Annotated in this window: 19 protein-coding genes; all 19 read left to right on the forward strand. The window is 29.1% G+C overall.

Translation table 11 applies throughout. From position 1 onward, the window contains the following. Positions 1 to 30: 30 nt before the first annotated feature. The 19 genes from RLT85_RS04880 to RLT85_RS04970 all read left to right on the forward strand — a co-directional run bounded on the left by RLT85_RS04880 (position 31) and on the right by RLT85_RS04970 (position 18065). Positions 31 to 1398, forward strand: coding sequence for an AAA family ATPase (locus tag RLT85_RS04880; protein WP_311400909.1), 1368 nt, complete (start codon positions 31 to 33; stop codon positions 1396 to 1398). 160 nt (positions 1399 to 1558) lie between these two features. After that, positions 1559 to 2677: a DUF4268 domain-containing protein gene (locus RLT85_RS04885; protein WP_311400910.1), complete on the forward strand. Its 1119-nt coding sequence runs from the start codon at positions 1559 to 1561 to the stop codon at positions 2675 to 2677. A gap of 223 nt (positions 2678 to 2900) precedes the next feature. Continuing rightward, positions 2901 to 3248 carry a hypothetical protein gene (locus RLT85_RS04890; RefSeq protein ID WP_311400911.1) on the forward strand — a complete coding sequence of 116 codons (348 nt, stop codon included), beginning with the start codon at positions 2901 to 2903 and terminating at the stop codon, positions 3246 to 3248. Positions 3249 to 3259: 11 nt separating this feature from the next. After that, positions 3260 to 3652 (forward strand): hypothetical protein, encoded by a 393-nt coding sequence (locus RLT85_RS04895; protein WP_311400912.1) that lies wholly within the window; start codon positions 3260 to 3262, stop codon positions 3650 to 3652. 320 nt (positions 3653 to 3972) lie between these two features. Beyond that, positions 3973 to 4779, forward strand: a complete 807-nt coding sequence (locus RLT85_RS04900) for a hypothetical protein (RefSeq protein ID WP_311400913.1) — start codon at positions 3973 to 3975, stop codon at positions 4777 to 4779. Positions 4780 to 4934: 155 nt separating this feature from the next. Further along, a complete protein-coding gene (locus RLT85_RS04905) occupies positions 4935 to 5594 on the forward strand; it encodes a hypothetical protein (RefSeq protein WP_311400914.1) in 660 nt (219 codons plus the stop codon). Positions 5595 to 5904: 310 nt separating this feature from the next. After that, positions 5905 to 6378: a hypothetical protein gene (locus RLT85_RS04910; RefSeq protein ID WP_311400915.1), complete on the forward strand. Its 474-nt coding sequence runs from the start codon at positions 5905 to 5907 to the stop codon at positions 6376 to 6378. Positions 6379 to 6621: 243 nt separating this feature from the next. After that, entirely contained in the window at positions 6622 to 7095 is a 474-nt protein-coding gene (locus tag RLT85_RS04915; protein ID WP_311400915.1) for a hypothetical protein, read from the forward strand. Positions 7096 to 7253: 158 nt separating this feature from the next. After that, positions 7254 to 7754, forward strand: a complete 501-nt coding sequence (locus RLT85_RS04920; RefSeq protein ID WP_311400916.1) for a DUF6978 family protein — start codon at positions 7254 to 7256, stop codon at positions 7752 to 7754. After that, positions 7751 to 8533: a DUF1828 domain-containing protein gene (locus RLT85_RS04925; protein ID WP_311400917.1), complete on the forward strand. Its 783-nt coding sequence runs from the start codon at positions 7751 to 7753 to the stop codon at positions 8531 to 8533. The genes RLT85_RS04920 and RLT85_RS04925 overlap by 4 nt, the downstream gene beginning before the upstream one ends. A 682-nt stretch (positions 8534 to 9215) precedes the next feature. Next, entirely contained in the window at positions 9216 to 9752 is a 537-nt protein-coding gene (locus RLT85_RS04930) for a hypothetical protein (RefSeq protein WP_311400918.1), read from the forward strand. Positions 9753 to 9994: 242 nt separating this feature from the next. Then, positions 9995 to 12235, forward strand: a complete 2241-nt coding sequence (locus tag RLT85_RS04935; protein WP_311400919.1) for a hypothetical protein — start codon at positions 9995 to 9997, stop codon at positions 12233 to 12235. Positions 12236 to 12388: 153 nt separating this feature from the next. Then, positions 12389 to 13657 (forward strand): PIN-like domain-containing protein, encoded by a 1269-nt coding sequence (locus RLT85_RS04940; protein ID WP_311400920.1) that lies wholly within the window; start codon positions 12389 to 12391, stop codon positions 13655 to 13657. A 161-nt stretch (positions 13658 to 13818) separates the two neighbouring features. After that, entirely contained in the window at positions 13819 to 14028 is a 210-nt protein-coding gene (locus tag RLT85_RS04945) for a hypothetical protein (protein WP_311400921.1), read from the forward strand. After that, positions 14018 to 14602: a super-infection exclusion protein B gene (locus RLT85_RS04950; RefSeq protein ID WP_311400922.1), complete on the forward strand. Its 585-nt coding sequence runs from the start codon at positions 14018 to 14020 to the stop codon at positions 14600 to 14602. Before RLT85_RS04945 ends, RLT85_RS04950 begins: the two co-directional genes overlap by 11 nt. A gap of 229 nt (positions 14603 to 14831) precedes the next feature. After that, the gene (locus RLT85_RS04955; protein ID WP_311400923.1) at positions 14832 to 15620 is read left to right on the forward strand and encodes an HAD domain-containing protein; all 789 of its coding nucleotides are present in this window, start codon (positions 14832 to 14834) and stop codon (positions 15618 to 15620) included. Between the two features lie 179 nt (positions 15621 to 15799). Beyond that, positions 15800 to 16363: a hypothetical protein gene (locus RLT85_RS04960; RefSeq protein ID WP_311400924.1), complete on the forward strand. Its 564-nt coding sequence runs from the start codon at positions 15800 to 15802 to the stop codon at positions 16361 to 16363. A 150-nt stretch (positions 16364 to 16513) separates the two neighbouring features. Continuing rightward, positions 16514 to 17083, forward strand: a complete 570-nt coding sequence (locus RLT85_RS04965; protein ID WP_311400925.1) for a hypothetical protein — start codon at positions 16514 to 16516, stop codon at positions 17081 to 17083. 154 nt (positions 17084 to 17237) lie between these two features. Continuing rightward, a complete protein-coding gene (locus RLT85_RS04970; protein ID WP_311400926.1) occupies positions 17238 to 18065 on the forward strand; it encodes a hypothetical protein in 828 nt (275 codons plus the stop codon). The last annotated feature ends 59 nt before the right edge of the window (positions 18066 to 18124 follow it).

Genomic DNA, 18124 nt, shown 5'->3' on the forward strand with positions numbered 1-18124 from the left:
GCAAAAAAAATCCCGTTATCAAACAAAATTATGAGAATAAAAAAAGTGAAGTGGTTAAATCATCCCATTTTAGGGAATTTGGAAGTTGACTTTACAAACTCAACATCTGGAGATGCATATGATAATGTAATATTTGCAGGAGAAAACGGAACAGGTAAAACTTCAATTTTAGAGAGCATAAGTACATTCTTAAATATTGGTTCTTTTGAATATTTCGATTTTATAGAATATGTTATAAATAACTCTGTTTATAAAGCTGTACAATCCTCGTCAAACACTTCTATGAAAGACTTTTTTGACATCGTTCATCCAAATGGAAATATTACTTCAATAAACTCAAACAGAAATAATAATCCGCAGTCTATTGACACAAACAATCTTGACCCAAGAAGTTATGGTTGCGTTTTTTCAAAAGCAAGAGCAGACTATAAGACAAATAGTATAAAGTTTACAACCACAAAACAATTAGATATTGACAAATATGACAATGACAAAGAGGATGATTTCACATCACTAAAGCAACTTATTGTTGACATTCAAAATCAAGATAATTCGGACTATGCAGAATTAAATCAAAGTTTAGGTAATAACCCTAAATCTTGGGAAGAATATTATCCTAATTCAAAAATATATCGTTTTAAAAAAGCATTTGACAGCTTCTTCACAAATATGTCTTATGAAAAAGTTATGGACAGCAACGATGAAAAAGTTATTTTATTTAACAAAAACGGTGTTACAATTCCTATTGATAAATTAAGTACAGGAGAGAAACAAATAGTTTTCAGAGGTATTTATCTTTTACGAAATAATCAAAATCTTCAAGATTCATCAATAATGATTGATGAGCCAGAATTAAGTATGCACCCAAAATGGCAAAAAGGCATACTAAAATATTATAAAGACATATTTACTGAAAATAACACACAACAAAATGTACAGCTCTTTGTCGCTACTCATTCAGAATATGTAATGGAAAGTGCTTTGTTAAATAAAGATAAAAATCTAACAATTATATTAAAAGATAAAAGGGGAATAGATAAAAGGGGAATAATTGAACTAAAAAGAATCGACGCACCCTCTGTTTTACCCAGCATTACAAGTGCCGAAACCAATTATTTAGCATTTGACATTGTTTCAAATGATTATCATATTGAACTTTATGGATATCTTCAAAACAAAGAATCTGTAAGTACAGTTAAGGCGTGTGATGATTTCATAATAAGTCATCAAGATTACAATCCATCAATTCATCAAAAAACTTCCTCATTTAGAACAACAACATACAATTCATTAACAACCTACATAAGAAATGCAATCGACCATCCAGAACCTGCAAAAAAATTTTCAGAAAGCGAGTTAAGAACTTCAATAGAACTTTTAATAAAACTATGCCGATAATAAAGCACTGCCACCAACACCGTATATAATTTATTGCTAGTTCTAGCCTACTTACGAAAATCCTCGCGGATTTTCTATTCCGTTTTTATTTACTAAATTAGTTGCTTAAAACACGCAACAAACCATATACAAAAACGTTAGCACACATTTAACCAAACCAATGTACTTAATCAATAAAGAACAAAATCGAGTAACCAAATTAAAGCAAAAAACATTTTCTGAACTGAAATTTAGAGAACGTGACCACTTGCAGGAATGGATTGCAAATAACCCTTCAACTTTAGGCGAGGAACTTCTAATAATCCAAAAAGAATTTAGCGGATTTAGTGAAACTAACGAAAGATTGGATTTACTTGCGTTAGACAAACTTGGAAACGTAGTTGTTATCGAGAACAAACTTGACGATTCTGGAAAAGATGTTACTTGGCAAGCAATCAAATATGCATCCTATTGTGCGAGTTTAACGAAACAAGATATTATTAAAGTTTATCAAGACTTTTTAGGAACTTCTGCAATCGCTCAAGAAAAATTATCTGATTTTTTTGATGGCAGAGATTTATCAGAAGTTGTTTTAAATCAAGGTTTAAATTCTCAACGACTGATTTTGGTGGCTGCAAATTTCCGAAAAGAAGTTACTTCATCGGTTCTTTGGCTTTTAAATTTTAAAATTCGACTTCAATGTTTTAAAGTTACGCCTTTTGCTTACGAAGACCAATTGTTTTTAAATGTTGAGCAAATACTACCGACAAAAGAAACAGAAGATTTTGCAATCAGCATTTCGACAAAAGCACAAGAAGAAATTGAGGTTCAAGAAACATTAAAAAACAGACATCACGTAAGAATAAAGTTTTGGGAAAATTTCATTAATTATAGCAACACCAAAAATAACTTGTTTACAAACAACTCGCCTACTAAAGAAAGTTGGATTGGGAAAGGAATTGGAATGAGTGGAGTAAATTTAAGTTGTGCAGTTAGCGGAAATTATTGCAGAAGTGAAATCACATTTAATCGTGGGAATAAAGAAGAAAACAAAGAACTTTTCGATTTTATTTACAGTAAAAAAGAACAGATAGAAAACGACTTTGGTGCAGAATTGACTTGGGAACGAATGGATGACAATGTAACTTGTCGAATAAAATATCAACACGATGGAGTAAGTTACTTCGAAGAAGAAGATTGGCAGACTATGAACGAATTTTTAGTTGACTCATCTGTAAGAATGGAAAATGCCTTTAAAGAGCCGATAAGAGAATTGAATTTGTTCGCAAAACAGAGATAAAAAACGTGTGCTAACAAAGTATATAGCTCATAGCTGGGCAGTTGCTTAATCGAAGTTTAGGCATTTTTGGAAAGTCGCCAAATTTTTAAATTTGACGATTTCCAACAAAAAAGATAAATAGTAAAATTTAAAAATCTGGCTTGTGCTTAATCCGAAAATAATCGCTAATTTACACGCTACGAGCCATATACAAGACCGTTAGCATACATTTAAAAGCACACTTATGGAGAATTTTGACATACTGAATATAATTTATTATACTTTATTTTCAATATTTATATATTATCAACAATTGCATTCAAAAGAGTTTAGAGGTGAGAGTCAATTATTCCATCTTATTTTGAATATTTTTGCTTTTTCTGGAATGATAATTGGCTTCGCATATTTAATTTTTTACGGCTATAAAACAGTGTGGTGGGCACCTTTTATAATTTTAATAATCGGCATATTAACTACATTTTTTTCTGTCTTTATAGAAAGAATTACTGGAAAAATAACACTTAGCTTAATTGGTTTTGTTTTATGGCCAGTTTTTGCATATTTAATGTTTACAACAATACCAACAAGTTAAAATTAAACCTAATGTTCAAATTATTTAAAAAGAAAAGAGAAATAAATCTTAACGATTTAGAAGAGCAAATTAACCAAGGAAATGATTTTATTCAAAAAGTCTTTCAAAAAACTCTGAAAATTGAGGAAAATAAAATTGATTTTAGTGAAATTACCTATTTCAATCTTTCCTTTCTCTCAAATTTATTTATTAATTTATCGAAAAATCCTGAAAAAAAAGATTTAATTGATAAATTAAGTTTATCAACATTAGATAAAAATATATCAGACTTTAAAAATTCAGATTCAAAAGTAGAAATAGTTTCTCAATACCAAAACAGATATAGAGAATATAGTTCTTTAACAACACCTCTATTTGATAACAAAAAAAAATGCACAGATTACTTTATTAATGCATCTGTATGAATCAGTAACTAAAAAAAATGCTCAAAATAATATGATTATGATTTCTCTAGCTAGTCCAATGATTTCAATTCTTCTTGACGACATACTTAAGTTTATAAAGAAATCTAAATAAAACGTATGCTAACACCGTATATAAAAAATAGCTCCATCTGTTCTAAATCGAAAATTTAGCTATATTTGGTTAGTCGCCAAATCTTTTGATTTGGCTTTTTGAAAAGTAAAGGTAAAACCAAAAATGCAAAAGATTTGGCTTGTGCTCAACCGAAAAAATTGCGCCTGTTTGCACGCTACTTTTCATATACAAACACGTTAGGCAAAATATGAGAAAACCGAAACACAATCCAATTGACTCACTCGTTGAAAGATTGTCCGAGAATTTTGCCAAAGTAAAAGACTTTGATAAATTACAAGAATCAGAAGAAGGAAAAAGACTTTTTGACTTGATTATTAAGTCATCATCCGAAATGGAAAATTTTCAAGCTCTTTTTCTGAATTATTATATTCCTTCAGCGAATAAATCAATTGTAGATAGTTGGAATCAAGTTTCAAAGTCTAAATACAAACATTTGTTGAATATTTCAAAAGATGAATTAAAGGAGAATCTTCACGAAACTATTCGACTTGGATATGTTGGACTTTTCCATAAATACGAGTCATATCTAAAATCATTGGTCGATGCGACAAACTTTCTTTTAAAAGAACTTAATGAAGAAAACAATTTGTTGACTATCGAAGAATATTGCAAAAAAGAATTTAAAATAAATATTTTCAAATCTCACAACCATTTTAATATAACAAAAAGAATAAATTACATTTCTAATGCCGTGAAACACAATGACGGATATCATCGCGAGGAAATTCATCCAGATTTTTTTAATCCAGATACAAATAATAGAATTGTAGTTGATAAAGAAACTTTTAAATCTGATATTGAAAGACTAAAATCACATTGTCAATTGTTGATGTCTCAAATAATTACAATCGGGTTTAAACAATATTTTGGACTTAATTATGAAATAATAAAAAAGAGCTTAAAGCCGGAATTAAAAGAAAGTGTCGAAACAAAAGAAAAAATAGAGGAAATAATGAAAAATTTTGATTTTATTTTATCGGACTTTAAAAAATAAATACTTTGCCTAACACCGTATAAAAATAATTGCGGTTTAGTGCTTAATCAAAGGTCGTTGCGTGTTTGTAACGTCTGATTTTCCTTCGGAAAATCCTCTCATACAAACCCGCAACTATTCTTATACATAAACGTTGTAGATAATGCAAAAAAACATTGAGAACAGAACAAAAATCTAAATATTACACCGAATTGATTGAGAAAAACCACAATCAACTTGAACCATTTTATGCTCATTCTTTTATGACTTTTTGCGAACTGAATTATCTAAAGAACGAAATTTTAAATTGTTTGCTTTTTGAATTTTATCAAGCAAGTATTTTCTCTACAAATCACTTTTTAGAGCGAATGGTAAAATTGACATTAATAAAAAATCATACTCAGGAATTTAGCTACGCTGAAATTCAAAAATATCGTGAAAAACTTGATGAAAGCGAAAAAGACTATGACGGACTTACTTTGCATAATTCTTTAGCAAAAGCATACGAGCTGAATTTATTTACTGACAAACAATTTGAATATATTAAAACTGCCAAAAATCGATTTAGAAATCCATTTTCTCACGCCCAAGTTTCAAAAATAAATGAGAACGCGACTGATTTTGGTGGATTTATGTTTGATTTTAATGAGGTGAAGCAGAATTTAAAACAAGGAACAGAATTGAGAATGCCAGAACGAATTGAAATACCTAAATTCTCACCAGCAATTTCTCAAATGTTACAAGAGAGTAATTCTAAAGAAATTGCTTTTAAGTATTTTAAAAGTATTTTTATAATATTACGTGAAGTAGAAGATAAAGTCTTTAACGGAAAATAATGCAGAAAGCACTATCTACAACAACGTATATAGCTCATAGCTGGGCAGTTGCTTAATTGAAGTTAAGTCATATTTGCGAAGTCCGCCAAATTTTTTAATTTGGCTTATTGAAAAGAAAAGATAATAAGAAAATTAAAAAATTCGGCTCGTGCTTAACCGAATAGTTATCGCTAATTTGCACGCTACGAGCCATATACAAAACCGTTGTGCGTCATTTAAGAGCTCGTTAACTAAACGAAAAACATCTTTCACTCATTATAGCTTTTATGAAAAAAGGAATTGAAATATTTTTGAATTAAAACCAGAAAAAATGAGAATATTTCTAATTCTATTATTACTGACTTTTACTTTCGGCTGCGCAACTCGGAATATAAAATACGACCGAAATAAAATTTTAAAAAAATATTCAACCGAATATAAAATGTTTGTGGATAATGAAAAAACGGATTTGGAAACTGTGTTTCTTGACAAAGACAATATTGAAAGTATCCGAATTGACAAGCGAACAAGAGAATTGAAAATCACTCAACTCAAACGAACTGAATTGTTTGAAATGAAAAACCTGAATTTGGATAGCTTATCTGCTGGACAAAGGGGTTGGAATAAAAAGAAAATTGAATTAGTAATAATTGACGGAATTCCATTAACCGATAGCTTATTAGAAAAGACAAAAATTGACCCAAATGCAATTAAATCATTTAATATTTTATCAGAAGAAATGATGCAAAGGACAAACTTTTGTAGAGTTTACGATGGAAACGTAATATTAATAACAACGAAATAAAAACGAACGCACAACACCGTGTATAATTAATTGCTTTGGCAAGTGCTTATTTGGAAAATTCCTTCGGAATTTTCTCGCGTTCGTTTTTGTTTACTAAATTAGTTGCTTAAACACGCAACTAACCATACACAAGACCGTTGTGCGTCATTTAAGAGCTCGTTAACTAAACGAAAAACATCTTTCACTCATTATAGCTTTTATGAAAAAAGGAATTGAAATATTTTTGAATTAAAACCAGAAAAAATGAGAATATTTCTAATTCTATTATTACTGACTTTTACTTTCGGCTGCGCAACTCGGAATATAAAATACGACCGAAATAAAATTTTAAAAAAATATTCAACCGAATATAAAATGTTTGTGGATAATGAAAAAACGGATTTGGAAACTGTGTTTCTTGACAAAGACAATATTGAAAGTATCCGAATTGACAAGCGAACAAGAGAATTGAAAATCACTCAACTCAAACGAACTGAATTGTTTGAAATGAAAAACCTGAATTTGGATAGCTTATCTGCTGGACAAAGGGGTTGGAATAAAAAGAAAATTGAATTAGTAATAATTGACGGAATTCCATTAACCGATAGCTTATTAGAAAAGACAAAAATTGACCCAAATGCAATTAAATCATTTAATATTTTATCAGAAGAAATGATGCAAAGGACAAACTTTTGTAGAGTTTACGATGGAAACGTAATATTAATAACAACGAAATAAAAACGAACGCACAACACCGTGTATAATTAATTGCTTTGGCAAGTGCTTATTTGGAAAATTCCTTCGGAATTTTCTCGCGTTCGTTTTTGTTTACTAAATTAGTTGCTTAAACACGCAACTAACCATACACAAGACCGTTGTAAGTAATATTAAGAAAAATGCTAACTAACCAAGAAGCAAAGTATTTATTGGATTTAGAAAAGGTTTTAACTAACCCTAATCAAACAATAGATTTATCGAAAAAGAAAAATAGATTGGAATTGATTTCTCATCAAGATTCTGATTATGAATTTTGGGTTGAAATAACGACCAATCAAAAAATCATACTTAAAACTTCTATACATCATTTGGAAAGCAATTCTTTTGTTGGTTTATTAAGAATTGATTTCAAAGGAGGTCATCACAATCCAGCAAATATACTTCCTTCTTTACCTGATTTTCTTATCCCATATGCTGACAAATGGTTTGACCCAACAGAATCGCATATTCATATCTATGTTGAAGGATATAAACCTTTAGCTTGGGCAATTCCGCTAACTGATAGTGATTTTCCAATTAAAGATATTACTCACGCATCAGACTTATCGGATTTAATAATTAACTTTGCCCGAAGAATAAATTTAAAATCATTAATTAACATACAACAAGCAATACTTTGAATTGGGTAAACACATATGTGGACGATTATTACAATTGGTTAAGAGAGAAAACCTTTATCCAAAAGGACTCTAATACTGATTGGTTTCTAATAAACACACCTTTTGTTGGAGCCTTTAATGATACTATTGAAATTTATGCTCAAAAAAAAGGAAATCACTTAAGATTAAGTGATAACGGAGAAACTATGTCTAATTTAGAACTTCAAGGTCTGCATATTCAAGGTTCAAAAAGACGTAGAGCAATTTTAGACACTATTCTATTAAACTATGGAGTAAGAGCTGAAAGTGACGAATTGACAATAGAAGCAAACATTGAAAATTTTTCTCAATCAAAGCATAATTTTCTATCTGCAATAATTGAGATTAATGATTTATATGTTTTATCAAAAAATAATGTTGCTTCAATATTTAAAGAAGACGTTAGGTCATATTTAGATTCTCACGACATAATTTATACACCTGATTTTATTTCAAAAGGAGCTACAGGTTTAGAATTTAATTTCGATTTTCAAATCGCAAAAAAGAATAAAGAAATTGTAATTAAATCATTCAATACAGTAAATAAATCAAATTTATCTACTTTTCTTTTTTCTTGGGATGATATAAAACCAGTTCGTGAAAAAATCACGAAAAAAGATGTAAACGCAATTGCGATAATAAACAATATTGACAAAGAAGTTCGAACTGAATTTTTAGACGCACTTAAAGCAAAAAATGCTGATTATATTCTTTGGTCTGAACGTGAATCGGAAAAAAGCAAAGAACTTATATCTGCGTAAAATACTACTTACAACAACGTGTATAATTAATGGCTAGTTCTCGCCTACTTACGAAAATCCTCGCGGATTTTCTATTCGGTTTTTATTTGCTAAATTAGTTGCTTAAACACGCCACTAATCATACACAAAACCGTTATATGCAAGTTTTGCCAATCGTTATAAATAGCTGATAACAATTATATCAAAGCTTTGTTTTAAAAATTTTATTTAAGCGCAGAAATGTGCCTATCTACATTTTTATCGTTGTACACGACTTTAACTGATCAATTGGAATTTTAAAAATTAATCTCGATTGAGATAATTTGGAACTCAATTTCAAAATATATAGCAGTTTTAAAAATGTTGCTGATAATATCAATGTAAAAAGTTAAAATTGATATTTAAAAATGCTTATTATATATTATGGCTGATAATTATACTAAAAAGCTGATTTAAGCCGACAAAATATGTGAAAAAAAAACCAGCATATAACAGCGTATATAAAAAATTGCTATTTTAGGCTTAATTTAAAGTTGTTGCGTATTTGCTCACTTCAATTTTCCTGCGGAAAATTAGCCGTTCGCAAACACGCAACTTTTCATATACAAAAACGTTGTGTGTAATTTGATAAAAAAAATGGCGATAAATTATATTCATATAAACATTAATATTTAAAAAAAAATTAAATTATAAGATTTTCTAAATGAGCAGTACTTCAAATAAAAAATGGTTTAATGGTGCTATCGGAACTATAATTTTAAGCTTGATTGCTGCAATAATTTATGACTACATAAAGGAACAACCTATTTTAAGTACCATAACAACAATCTCAAATAACATATGGCGCTTTATAAAAAATCTCTTTTCAGTAGAAATACAATTATGGTTAATTATTTCACTATTATTGTTATATAAAATAATCAAGTGGTTTTATATTAAAGTTCAGAAAAGTAAAATTCCTGAGTTACCTGAAAATCTAAAAAATTATAAAGCAGATGATTTTAAAAATTGGAAATGGAAATGGGATTGGAAATGGGATTCAAATAAAGCTAAATGGAAAATAATTAACTTATGGCCATTTTGTAAAAAATGTGACATAGAGTTATTAGATAAATCAAATTTCATCCAAAGTGCAATGAAGTGTCCAAAATGCGAACAATACTTTCAAGAATCAAAAATTGATGACTCAAAAGGAGTTGAATCAATGATATATGATAACATACAAAAAGGTAGAATATAAAACTACACACAACACCGTATATATCTCATAGCTAATTAGTTGCTTAATCTAAGCTAAAGTATATTTACAAGAACGCCAAATTTTTTAATTTGGCTTATTGAGAAAAAAAGGTAATAAGAAAACTAAAAAATTAGGCTCGTGCTTAATGAAAAGTAATTGCTATTTTGCACGCTACGAGCCATATACAAACACGTTATGTGCAAGCTAAAAAACCGAACATCGATACCAACTTTTGAAAAAATATGAATTATGTTATAGAAATATGTGTGGCGATTGATATAGCAATTTTAGGTATTGCTTATCCAATTTTGATTGATAAGATTTCCAATATAGGACAGAAATATAATTCTGAATATTTACCAAATGTTTTTTCGTCTGAATATCCTGATAATAAAGTAATCGGTAGGATATCTTTCTTTCAATTAATTCTTATTCTAACATTGTTAAGCTTTGTGTTTCAAATATTTTGGTTAGAACCAATAGAATACTTTAGAGGTAATCGTTTTATTGAGAATTCAGCCGATATTTTGATTTTTTCACTTACACTTATATTGACAATTACATTTTTTTATTGGATTAATAAGATTATGCTTTACCAAAGTAAAGCATCAGAATTATTACACTATTTAATCAAAAAATATAATAACACGAAGGAAGAAGACCAATCAAAAACATATCAATTAAAGGCAATAAATGATTTTGCAATTTTTGCAATTGAAAAACAAGACCCTCATTTGCAAGAACCGTTATTAGATTTTTATTCTAAACAATTTCATAGCTCTAGAGAAAAATTTGACGAAAAAGAAGGGCCAGAATATAAATTCGATTTATACAACATTACAAATGAAATAATAGCATCTTCAATAAACCACCAAAATAAAAAGCTGAAAGCTTTGGAGCATCGAGCTTCATCTGGAACTTGGTTAATTGGAGAAAGTTTCAAATTTGCTAAAATTTCGAAAACTACTTACAGTTGGCTGTGGCGGAATTTGATTACGTCAAGTGATTATAAGTACTTAATAAGTAACTATTGGTCTTCAGCATCTCAATATTTTAACTATAGCCTTTCAGGAGTTATGCCAGAATATGGTGAAAATGGAATAACAAATCAAGAAGAAATTGACAAAGTCGAGATAGAAAGAAAAAGGTTTTTAGAGTTTAACTACGCTCTAGGTGGTTTAGTCTACTATAAAGACAAGTACAACACTTTAAAGTACATCCTATCATTTTCACAATCACAACCACCAAGTTATCCGCTATTACCCCAAACAATGGATGAAATTTTCTATTGGTTTGACCAATTTAGTAATGAATTTAAATCACGAGCGGAACCAATCGAATATAAATATTTTTTCCCTGAAATAGATAATTTAGGCATTAGTAGAAATGTTGCTCACAATATCTGTTTATATATCTCACTACTATTTGTTCGTCAGTTTACCCAACAGACCATTTATGTTTATCAAGATTTTAAAATATTTCATAATCTAACGAATGACCTTCAAGACTTATATTCTTACAACGATAGATTACCATATTTTAAAAGTTGTATTGAGACAATTCTATCCAATAAAACACTTTTAGATACATTAAATTATAAAGTCGAAACAGACGAAGTGCTCGGTGTTTTTGACGATTTGGATAAGAAAATTAAAGAGAAGATTGATTTAACCAAATTGAATGCTAATTTATCAGAAGATAAAATTCAGACTTTTAAAAACACAACAAAACAAATTATCAAAGGTGCATTAGAGGAGTATAAAACAATTGAAAACGGTAAAGACTTTAATAATGTAGATGATAGTGTAATTACATCTATCAATGGAGAATTGATTGTTTCTTCTAAATCATCTTTCACTGACAATGATATCCCAAATATTAATTTTGATTCTGTATATGCCCAACATATTGCCAATAATAAAATAAAGTATTTTTTACCAAATAGCTTTTTATTAGCGAGAACCGAAAAGTATCTAATCGAAAGAAAACAATTAATAGATGGGTTTGAAAGAATAATAAAAGACTTAAACAACAAAGCTATTGTAGCAATTCGACCAGGTTATGATTCAAAACAATTAATTGAAAAATCAAAATTTAAAAACTTAATTATTGAGATACCATCTTCAAATAATCGTTTAAGCGATACATTTTTTATTCTAGATAAAAATGATTTACCAAGATTTGAATCAAAAAAATTACCTAAAAAAGAAATTAACAAATTTGGCTTATCTCTTTTAGATGAAAAATATCAATTATACTCGAATGTTATTGATATCAACTTACCTGAAAATAATTCTTTAAAAGAAGAGTATAGCACCAAAGATGAAAAAGAATTAAAAGTTTTGATACTAATCTCATTCATATTGTTGATTAAATGGAAAAAGGATAGAAAAATAACTATGTTAAGTTTGACAAGTCCTTACCAAGAAAGAGGTATAGTTAATAAATTAGAAGATTTGAAAGAATTAAAAGCCAGCACATAACAACGTATATAAAAAATAGCGGTTTTATCGCTTAATCAATAGGAAATGAATAAATTAAAGGTCTTTGTTAAACTGAAAATTTAGTGCTTAAAAACCCGCTACTTTTCATATACAAGACCGTTGTGCATAATCTAAACAAACTATCGAAATTTGATGAACAGAGAAAGTTTTGAAAAATATGAGTTAAGTCCTGAAAAGGAAAAAAACCTTTGGAATGATTCTATTGTAGTTTTTGATACTTCAGCATTAATAGACTTCTATTACTATCCAAAAGAGACAAGGCAAGAAATTTTTGATAAAATATTTCTGAAATTAAAAGACAGATTATGGATTCCTTATCACGTTCAATTTGAATATTTAAAAAACAGAAAGGGTATTATAGAAAAACCAATAGTTGAAAACTATAATCCAATAAAAAACGAAAAGATAAAAGATATCACTTCTGCAAAAACTAAAATTTTAAAAGTTTCAGAGCAAATAAAAAAAGATACTTTAAAACCTGAAAAGCATCCATTTTTACCACAAGAAAAAATAGATGAGTTTATCGAATTTACAAAGGAGCTTGATGCAAGAGTACAACAATTCGAAAAGGACTTAACCGAAGAAATCGCCAAACAAGAGACTGAAATAAAATCACTCAATGAAAATGACACAATCTTGAAAGCTTTCGAAGACAATTTAAATGTTGGCCCAGAACTATCACATTCGGAAATTATGCGAATAGTAGCAGAAGGAAAACTAAGATATGAATTTGAAATCCCACCAGGTTATAAAGATTTAAAAGAGAAAATAGGCACACAAATTTTCGGAGATTTAATCGTTTGGAAACAGATTTTAAATTATGCAAAAGACATTGATAAAAGTGTGATTTTTATTTGCAATGACTTAAAAATTGATTGGTGCTACAAAGATTCACGAAATAGAATTGAAAGTCCAAGAGAAGAATTGATTAAAGAATTTAATGACAATAATCAGAAAGATTTTTGGATGTATAATCAATCACAATTTGTTTACAAAGCAAAAGAATATTTGGAAGTTGATATAGAAGACGCGAGAATTGAGGAAATATCTAATGTAATAAGCAATCGAAATAATGATGCTCTGATATACAAGTGCGGATTTTGTCATCAAAGAAATGAAGTTCCCATAGAGGAGCTTTATCTTGAATTTGATTGTGTTGGTGGTTCAGAAAGAAGTATGGGAGCAGAAAATCAATATCAATCGGAAGAACCTCTCGAATGTTCATTTTGTGGTAATGACATAAATGTTACTTTAGAAATTTGGGAATATCCAATCGGAGCTCATAATCTTGATGATATAACTATTGACAATGGTGAAGTAATTCAAAGTCCCGACTTCGTGACACACTTTTGGGACAATTACTATGATGAACCAGATGAGGATATGTTTAGAGAAAGATAAAGACTATGCACAACAACGTATAAAAATAATTGCTATTTTGTGCTTAAATAAAGGTAGTTGCGTATTTGCTACATCTGAATTTCCTTCAGAAATTCCTCGCACGCAAACACGCAACTATTCTTATACAACAACGTTAGCCACACATACGAAAAAAAAACACTATGATTGAAATTGGAACTTTATGTAAAATTAATTTAAGTGATATTCAATATAAAATAATTGATGTACGCCGGAAGGATGTAACAATAAGATTGGATAAAAATACAACTCATCGAGAAATTCATTTTTTTGTTGATTTAGAAGAAGTGGAAAACCCTCAAGTAAAAGTTATTGGAGTTTCAACTACAAATATAAATTCAGATGAGTTTTAAATTTAGTGACTTAATTGATTTTGGAAAAATTCCTATTAAGATATTTTTACTATTTGGGATAGTGAGTGGAATTTTATTGTTTAGTTCCGCAGAGTTTTTGAAAGATTTAAAACTTTCCGAATTTGAAAATGATTATGGAAAATTCTTCGGCATAGTCTTTATAGTTTGTATCGCATTTATTGGATTGTCAATACTTTATTTTATTAAGAATAAAATAGAAAGAAAACTCAACTATAATAAAAACACAAAGTACATTGTAAATGAATTGAGCTGTTTAGACCCATTCGAACAAGCAGTAATTAGAGAATTTACTATTCAGCAACGTCAAACAGTTACAATGCCAATTGATAATGCAATTGTTGCTGGTCTATTAAACAAAAGAATACTTAAACAAGTTTCTAATATTGGAGACGGTTTGTACCTTCCGTTATCTTTAAGTAAAATAGTTAATGAAAAACTTAAGGAAACGGATTTAGGAATATCTCAAAATATGTCAGATGAACAATTAAGAGAAGTATTTTCAAAAAGACCAAAATGGGCAGATGATTATTTTTATAAACAACATTTCGGATAAAGTACGTGTGGCAACACCGTATATAGCAAATAGCGGGGTTTGATTTTAAAACGGAAAATTTTGGTATCTTTGGTAAGATCGCCAAATCTTTTGATTTGGCTTTTTGAAAAATAAGATAAAAACAAAATACAAAAGATTTGGCTTGTGGTAAGATTGAAAATTAACTCATAATTACACGCTACTTGCCATATACAATCACGTTAGCTACAATTTGAGAAACGACAAACTTTTGATATTAGATTTAGATGGAGTTTTAATAACAAATCCATCGTGGAAAGCCGACCGAATTGACTCGGATGGATATTCTGAATTCAATGAAAATTGTGTTAAAAACTTAAACCAACTTCTCACTCTTGCGGAATTTGACATTTGGTTGAGTTCAACTCGACGAACTGTAAAAACTTTGAATGAATTCAATCAGATTTTCAAAAATCGTGGAATAAATAAAGAAATAATTGGATTTTTACCAGAATACGCAGATTGTAAAAACCGAAAAGAAGAAGTTCTGAAATTTATAGCGGAATTTAAAACATCTGATTTTCTGATTATCGATGATGACAAATCTCTAAATGGGTTGGAAAGTAAAATAAAAGAAAACTTGATTTTGACTGAATTGACGAAAGGATTTAATTTAGAAAAATTGAACGAAGCAACTGAAAAAATGAAGAATAAAATAACAACAAAAGTTACTAATAAATTTATTCTTGGAAATGGTAAAGATGGAATTTACTCTGATTTAACTCTTGAAGTTGAGATATCAAACTTTGCAATATTAAAAAGAGGAGAAAATATTGAATTGAAAGACAATAACGTTTTAAAAGAGATTGAATTTGAAATTCAATCTTGGATAAATGATTATCAAAAAAAAGACATAAAATTAGAAATAACAATACTGAATGTTGGAATTGACCCTGAAGGTAGAAAATATAAAACAATGAACTCTGTTAGAGGAGCTATGTATGATGCATTGCCAAATATTGGAATTGAACCGCCACAATTATTTAGTATGGAAGAGTAAAGAAAGTTCTGAAAAATAAAAAACTGTAGCTAACACCGTATATAATTTATTGCTGGTTTTAGCCAATTTACGAAAGTCCTAGCGGACTTTCTTGGTCGGTAATTATTTACTAAATTAGTTGCTTAAAACACGCAACAAACCATATACAACAACGTTGTATGCAATTAAAACCAAACTTTATGAATAGAAATTTATTGATTATCCTACTGACAATTTTTACTTTTAATTCTTGTCAATCACAAACGAAAGACAAAGCTGAAATGGAAAAAACGGAATCTGATGAGTTTTCTTCCGAAAGTGGAAATTTTATAATTGACTTTCCAATAGAACCGACTTTGAGAGTTATCGACAATCAAATAGGAACTGATAAATACAAAATCTATAATTATCAAGCAGTTGCTGGACAACAAATGATATATATGGCTGAATACATTGATTTTCCTGAATATGTAATGGAGTCTTGGGACAAAGACCAAGCTTATGACCAAATTTTAAAAACAACTGAAGCAAAGTATGGTGGAGTTTTTAAGTTGACTAAAAAAGAATCAACTGAACAACATAAACTGCAAGGAATATATTATGAATTTTCTTTGAATCCAGATGCGAATGTTCCGAGAGGAGTAAAAGGAGGAATTAAAGGGAAAATTTTCTTTGTTGGAAACAGGTCTTACCAAATAACTTATCTTGGAGAAGAACAAGGATTAATTGAACCGTTTCTGAATTCATTTCGACTGATAAAATAACTGCATACAACACTGTATATAATTTATTGCTTGGTTCTAGCCTACTTACGAAAATCCTCGCGGATTTTCTATTCGGTTTTTATTTGTTAACTTAGTTGCTTAACCACGCAACAAACCATATACAAAAACGTTGTAGCCAATTAAAAAAAAATGAGAATCTCGATTATAATATTGATTTTATTTAGCTCAAATTTATTTGGACAAAATAAAGTGCACCCTTATAACAGAACTCAAACGGAATTTGATAAGCTGACGGAAAAAGCAAAAAAAACAGATAGCATAATTATCGCATCTGATAAAATGGAATATCGAGAAAAATATATTACGACAGGAATTTCAGAAGGGTCGATTGAACTTACCGATAGTTTAAAAGTTGAGATTGCCTCTGGAGGATTTTCAACATATACTTATACAAACGACAGAACGAATAAAATCATCAAAGCTGAACATAATCAAACTGTACATTACAAATATGACGTGAAAGATTCTCTAAACGCAAATACGGAAAGATTAGAAATTAGTATTTATTACGAAAATGAAAAAGCATATTACGCTGAATTTAATGAAAACCACTATGATAATGAGAATGTGATTTCTACTAATCGATTTTATTTACAACTGAATGCAAAACGAGATGAAATATATTATTCAAATGGATTTCAAGAAAAAATAGTAAAGTATATTATAAAATTGAGCGAAGAAATAAAATCTGAAAAATAACTGGCTACAACAACGTGTATAATTAATGGCTAGTTCGAGCTTGCTTACGAAAATCCTCGCGGATTTTCTATTTGGTTTGTATTTGCTAAATTAGTGGCTTAAACACGCCACTAATCATACACAAAACCGTTGTGTGTAATGCAAAAAAAACCGTATGAACATTAAGAAACAGTTTCATTATGACCCAGCAATAGAAGTTTCAGCTTCTCAAATCGGAATTAGTAAATGGGATTGGATATCGACTAAATCTACAGAAGAAAAATTAGCTGTCGAATTAATGCAAAAAAATCGTTTTGATGTTTTACCGATTGAAAATGAGGACGGAACTTTTAATTCCTATTTTTCTACGCAAGAATGGAATGTTTATTCGAGCCTGAACAAAAATAAAATTAATGACGCTCAAACAATTTACTATCGATTGAGCTTAAAAGATTTGATTAGAAAATTTAAAAATGACGATAGGCATTATTATTTCTTGACAGACCACGACCAAATTTTAGGATTGGTTTCCTATGTGAATCTGAACTGTCAATTAGTGTATAATTATCTATTTTTCATAATCGCTGACATTGAAAGAAGTGTTTCTGAAATTTTGAAAAAACACGTATCACAAGATGAAATTCTGTCTGAATTCAAAAAATCCGAAGACAAACATTTATCAGATTTATCGAATTCATTTCAAAAAAGCATCAAAGACAATAATGATAGTGACATATTTCAACATATGTATTTACAAACGGTCGGAATTACACTCAAAAAATTTATATCCAAATTGCCAAATGAATACAAACCACTAAACAAATACTCTGCTAAATTTGGAACAGAAGGAGTTTATAATTTAGTGAGACAAAAAGTAATGCATCCAGTAAGACCAATATTATCTGACAAAAAATCAATAAACCAAATCGATGAGTTATTAAATGACTACATTGAAATTAAAAATATAGCGGAAAGCACTACACACAACAAAGAACTGAGGTAAAAACCAACTCTTTTCTACATTAAATTTGAGACATACATTACCTGTGTCAAAATCTTTGC

Source organism: Mesonia ostreae, assembly GCF_031845265.1.
In the GTDB taxonomy this organism is placed as follows: Bacteria; Bacteroidota; Bacteroidia; order Flavobacteriales; family Flavobacteriaceae; genus Mesonia; species Mesonia ostreae.

Coding starts and splice junctions, on each gene's coding strand:
- RLT85_RS04900 (WP_311400913.1), top strand. CDS start 3,973: ATGAGAAAACCGAAACACAATCCAATTGACTCACTCGTTGAAAGATTG.
- RLT85_RS04940 (WP_311400920.1), top strand. CDS start 12,389: ATGAACAGAGAAAGTTTTGAAAAATATGAGTTAAGTCCTGAAAAGGAA.
- RLT85_RS04920 (WP_311400916.1), top strand. CDS start 7,254: ATGCTAACTAACCAAGAAGCAAAGTATTTATTGGATTTAGAAAAGGTT.
- RLT85_RS04910 (WP_311400915.1), top strand. CDS start 5,905: ATGAGAATATTTCTAATTCTATTATTACTGACTTTTACTTTCGGCTGC.
- RLT85_RS04895 (WP_311400912.1), top strand. CDS start 3,260: ATGTTCAAATTATTTAAAAAGAAAAGAGAAATAAATCTTAACGATTTA.
- RLT85_RS04930 (WP_311400918.1), top strand. CDS start 9,216: ATGAGCAGTACTTCAAATAAAAAATGGTTTAATGGTGCTATCGGAACT.
- RLT85_RS04885 (WP_311400910.1), top strand. CDS start 1,559: ATGTACTTAATCAATAAAGAACAAAATCGAGTAACCAAATTAAAGCAA.
- RLT85_RS04935 (WP_311400919.1), top strand. CDS start 9,995: ATGAATTATGTTATAGAAATATGTGTGGCGATTGATATAGCAATTTTA.
- RLT85_RS04880 (WP_311400909.1), top strand. CDS start 31: ATGAGAATAAAAAAAGTGAAGTGGTTAAATCATCCCATTTTAGGGAAT.
- RLT85_RS04945 (WP_311400921.1), top strand. CDS start 13,819: ATGATTGAAATTGGAACTTTATGTAAAATTAATTTAAGTGATATTCAA.
- RLT85_RS04965 (WP_311400925.1), top strand. CDS start 16,514: ATGAGAATCTCGATTATAATATTGATTTTATTTAGCTCAAATTTATTT.
- RLT85_RS04950 (WP_311400922.1), top strand. CDS start 14,018: ATGAGTTTTAAATTTAGTGACTTAATTGATTTTGGAAAAATTCCTATT.
- RLT85_RS04915 (WP_311400915.1), top strand. CDS start 6,622: ATGAGAATATTTCTAATTCTATTATTACTGACTTTTACTTTCGGCTGC.
- RLT85_RS04970 (WP_311400926.1), top strand. CDS start 17,238: ATGAACATTAAGAAACAGTTTCATTATGACCCAGCAATAGAAGTTTCA.
- RLT85_RS04890 (WP_311400911.1), top strand. CDS start 2,901: ATGGAGAATTTTGACATACTGAATATAATTTATTATACTTTATTTTCA.
- RLT85_RS04960 (WP_311400924.1), top strand. CDS start 15,800: ATGAATAGAAATTTATTGATTATCCTACTGACAATTTTTACTTTTAAT.